Here is a 3036-nt window from a genome sequence, read left to right on the forward strand (position 1 = left end):
GTTGACAGTTGCATTTTTGACTCCTTCTGTCTTTCTCGTAGCTTCCTCCATTTTATTGGCACAGTTTGCACAATCTACTTCAATTTTATAAGTCTTTTTCATTACTGTTTCCTCCTTTTCAATTTATCAATTAAACAATCTTTTAATTGACAAGTTTAATATAATTACTTTTTTTCTTTAATTCAATCATTTGCTTTATTGTCCTTCTTTTTGGGTTATTTGTTCTTCCATTTGGGTTCTAATGGCAGTTACCTGAAAGAGGACAATCATGACATTTGCTTTTTAAATTCTTTTTCTTTTTATAATTTCTGTAAATACACCATATAAAATAACCTAAAATACATGCTATAATAAAATAATTCACTTTTATCTCACTCTCCCTTTATAGACCTATTATCAATGTTCCAATTTGAAAAACAATAAATGTAACTATCCAAGCTGTTAAAAGTTGAAATAATGCCACAAATCCAGTCCATACCCAGCTATTAGACTCTTTTTTAATAGTTGCTAAAGTAGCTGCACATGGTATATATAATAAACAGAAGACCATTAAACAAAACGCATTCAACGGACCAAAACCAATACCTTCTAGCGCTGTGGCAAAGGCACTCATACCTGCTGGTGAACTGGCATTAGTTATTCCAAACAAGACTGCACAGCTTGCTACCACTACTTCTTTAGCTGAAATACCAGCAATCAAAGCAACAACAATTTGCCAGAACCCTAATCCAATCAGAGCAAATACAGGAACTAGCCATTTTCCTATCATGGCGCCAAAGCTTTGTGTCATTTCGGTTGTATAACCATTGATACCAAAATTTAATATAACCCAAATAATCAATGTTGCGACAAAAATAGTTGTACCTGCTTTTTCAAGATAATCTTTAACCTTGTCCCAAACATAGATAGCAACTGTTCTTGCATCAGGCATCTTATACTCAGGCAATTCTATCAGCAGATAGTTGACACTTTTTTTCTTGTCAATAAAATGGATAATTGCTGAAACAATGATTGCGACAAGTATACCAATAAGATACATAGAATAAGCTACAATCATTGCATTTTCCTTAAAAAACATTTCCGCAAAAAGAATATATATAGTTAAACGGGCATTGCAACTCATAAACGGTGTTACCAGCATAACTTTATAGCGATCTCTCTTGCTCTCTAATGCTCGTGAAGCCATAATTGCAGGGACTGTACATCCAAATCCCAAAAGCATTGGTATAAATGCTTTCCCTGATAACCCTAACTTGCTCATCATACCTTCCATAACATAAGCTACTCTTGCCATATATCCACTATCTTCAAAAAAAGCCAAAGATAAAAATAAAATGAAAATATTTGGTAAAAAGGTAATAATTGTTCCTACACCACCAATAATGCCATCAATAATAAGTGAAGTTAATGTTTCTCCAGCACCACTACTTACCAAAAAATTTTCTACTGTTTTTGATATAAGATCGATCCCTATTTCAAAATAGCCTTTTATCCAATCTCCTAGTGTAAATGTCAAGAAGAAAACGACTGCCATTATAATAAGAAACATAGGAATACCCAATATCTTATGCGTCAATAATTGATCAGCTTTTTCTGTAAGAGCATTTGACTTTTCTCTATGTATAAATGTTTCTTTCATAATTTCATCAATAAAATCATATTTTTGATTAATAATTTGCAAGTCATAGTTTTTATTTAAAAATTCAGGTAAAGTAATTGGATATTTCTTAGTAATCTCACTATCTTTTTCCAATAACTTTATTGCTGTCCAACGTAAGTTTTTAATGCTAGGATATTTTTGTTTTAACTGTTCAATAATCAAATCAATCTGATCTTCGATTTCATATGAATATACCATTGTATATTCCTCGTGATGATTATGTATATGATTTGATTTAGAGCTATGATGATGAATTAAACACGTTGGATCGACACAATCCTTGTGATGTGCTGCTGCATGAAGCAAGATATCCAATCCTTTTCTTTTTCTAGCCGAAACAGGAATTACAGGTATTCCAAGCATCTCCGGTAAACGATGTAAATCAATTTCCGTTCCTCGTTTCTCGACAATATCCATCATATTAAGTGCCAATACCACTGGTTTATGAAGTTCTAAGAGCTGTAATGTCAGATATAATCCCCGTTCCATACAAGAAGCATCAACCACATTGATAACAACATCAACTTCATCGCTTAATATAAAATCTCTAGAAATAATTTCTTCCATAGTGTATGAACTCAAACTATATGTTCCGGGAAGATCAACCAAGTGGATATTCAAATCGTGATCCTTAATCGCACCTTCTACTTTTTCTACTGTAACCCCTGGCCAGTTTGCGACTTTTAAATTTGCACCAGTATAGGCATTAAACAATGTTGTCTTTCCACAATTAGGATTTCCTATAAATGCAATTGTCATTTCTTTACTCATCATGCTACCTCCCCAACTTCAATATTTTTAGAAATATTGTAACCCAACGCAAATCGAGAGCCTCTAATCTTAATAATCATAATTCCTTTTCCTTTTTTATTTAAAACAGAAAATGGAGCATGTTTTGTCATTCCTAATGCCTCTAATCTTCTTGTCATCTTAAATGGCAAACTTATTTTTTAAACAATATAATCTTTGCCTACGATAGTATCCTTCAATTTCATAAATAACCTCCTTTAATGATTAAGCAACTATTTAATTGTTACAACAAGATTATATAAATTAAATAAATTGAAACAATAAAAACAGTCCTTTTACATCTATTTGGGAATACAATCATTCCAAATGGATTAGTTATAGCCAATTAATCCTAAATAGAAGTAAATATATCCCAAGAAGAAGGACAATAAAGCAAATGATTGAATTAAAGAAAAAAAGTAATTATATTAAACTTGTCAATTAAAAGATTGTTTAATTAATAAATTGAAAAGGAGGAAACAGTAATGAAAAAGACTTATAAAATTGAAGTAGATTGTGCAAACTGTGCCAATAAAATGGAGGAAGCTACGAGAAAGACAGAAGGAGTCAAAAATGCAACTGTCAAC

3 protein-coding genes and 2 pseudogenes are annotated in these 3036 nt (G+C 31.7%); 1 reads left to right on the top strand and 4 read right to left on the bottom strand.

Features of this window, described 5'->3' with window-relative positions:
• The 4 genes and pseudogenes from J7M77_RS16855 to J7M77_RS06585 form a co-directional block, all read right to left on the bottom strand.
• A pseudogene (locus tag J7M77_RS16855) lies at positions 1 to 102 on the bottom strand (heavy-metal-associated domain-containing protein); the annotation flags it as partial.
• Between the two features lie 136 nt (positions 103 to 238).
• On the bottom strand, positions 239 to 364 hold the full coding sequence (locus J7M77_RS16860) for a FeoB-associated Cys-rich membrane protein (RefSeq protein ID WP_367236863.1): 126 nt from the start codon (positions 362 to 364) through the stop codon (positions 239 to 241).
• An 18-nt stretch (positions 365 to 382) separates the two neighbouring features.
• A complete protein-coding gene (gene feoB, locus J7M77_RS06580; protein WP_296877038.1) occupies positions 383 to 2431 on the bottom strand; it encodes a ferrous iron transport protein B in 2049 nt (682 codons plus the stop codon).
• Positions 2431 to 2589, bottom strand: a complete 159-nt coding sequence (locus J7M77_RS06585; RefSeq protein WP_296877039.1) for a FeoA family protein — start codon at positions 2587 to 2589, stop codon at positions 2431 to 2433. The genes feoB and J7M77_RS06585 overlap by 1 nt, the downstream gene beginning before the upstream one ends.
• A gap of 345 nt (positions 2590 to 2934) precedes the next feature.
• On the opposite strand from J7M77_RS06585, the pseudogene J7M77_RS16865 reads away from it, so the two are divergent.
• Positions 2935 to 3036, top strand: a pseudogene (locus J7M77_RS16865) (heavy-metal-associated domain-containing protein); the annotation flags it as partial.

It is taken from the genome of Thomasclavelia sp., from assembly GCF_017889095.1.
Lineage (GTDB): Bacteria > Bacillota_I > Bacilli_A > Erysipelotrichales > Coprobacillaceae > Thomasclavelia.

What these genes read in the sequence shown, in the direction of transcription:
- J7M77_RS06585 (WP_296877039.1), bottom strand. Translation starts at nt 2,589, where the DNA reads ATGACAAGAAGATTAGAGGCATTAGGAATGACAAAACATGCTCCATTT.
- feoB (WP_296877038.1), bottom strand. Translation starts at nt 2,431, where the DNA reads ATGAGTAAAGAAATGACAATTGCATTTATAGGAAATCCTAATTGTGGA.